The 900-nt window shown below is 69.8% G+C and carries 1 protein-coding gene; it reads right to left on the bottom strand.

Annotated features, from left to right (window positions below; translation table 11 throughout):
• A partial coding sequence (locus tag G9373_RS45445) for a condensation domain-containing protein (RefSeq protein ID WP_167121374.1) occupies window positions 1-900 on the bottom strand: 900 nt, incomplete at both ends.

Here is a 900-nt window from a genome sequence, read left to right as displayed (position 1 = left end):
GGTGGAGGGTGATGCGGACGGGGATGGTGTTGATGAAGAGTCCGATCATGGTTTCGATGCCGGGGATGTGGGGTGGGCGTCCGGAGACGGTGGTGCCGAAGGTGATGTCGGTGGTGCCGGTGTGGGTGGCGAGGACGAGGGCCCAGGCGGTGTCGACGATGGTGTGGAGGGTGAGGTCGTGGGTGCGGGCCACGGTCCGCAACGCATCCGTCTGGGCGGTCGTCAGTGTCACCACGCGCTCCGCGCAGGGACCCGCGTCCCGGTGAGGATCGAGACCCGGTGCGAGCCGCGTCGCGTCCTCGACACCCTCGAGCGCACGACCCCACGCGGCGACGGACGCCGAGACATCGCGCGTGCCCAGCCATTCGAGGAAATCACGGTACGGCCGCACCGGCGCAAGCGCATCGGGATCGGCGTGGTGCTCGTAGAGCTGGAGGAGTTCGTGCAGCAGTAGCGGGGTGGACCAGCCGTCGAGTACCAGATGGTGGTTGGTGAGCACCAGGTGGTGGTCGTCGGGACCGGTCGTGACAAGGGTGAATCGCAGGAGAGGGGGCTCGGCCGGGTCGAACGGCGCGGCGCGGTCCGCGGTGAGGATGTCGTCGAGCTCTGCGGCGGGACGGTGTGCGGTGGTGACGTCGTGGTGCGCCCAGGCGAGAGCAGTGGTTGTCACGACCTGTACCGGTGTGCCGTCCGCCGTGTGGGTGAAGGCCGCGCCCAGGTTCGGGTGACGACCGAGCAGGGCTGCCACGGCGTCGCGCAGGCGGTCGTGGTCGAGGGGTCCGTCGATGTCGAGGACGAGTTGGACGACGTAGGCGTCGGCGGCGGGCCCGCCGAGTTCGGCGTGGAACAGCAGACCGGCCTGCAAGGGGGTGAGGGGCCAGACGTCGGTGAGGGTGGGGT

The sequence above is a fragment of the Rhodococcus sp. A14 genome (assembly GCF_011603105.1).
GTDB classification, from domain to species: Bacteria; Actinomycetota; Actinomycetes; order Mycobacteriales; family Mycobacteriaceae; genus Rhodococcus_F; species Rhodococcus_F opacus.
The sequence above is the reverse complement of the archived record's forward strand: the minus strand, read 5'-3'. Positions and strand labels throughout refer to the sequence as shown.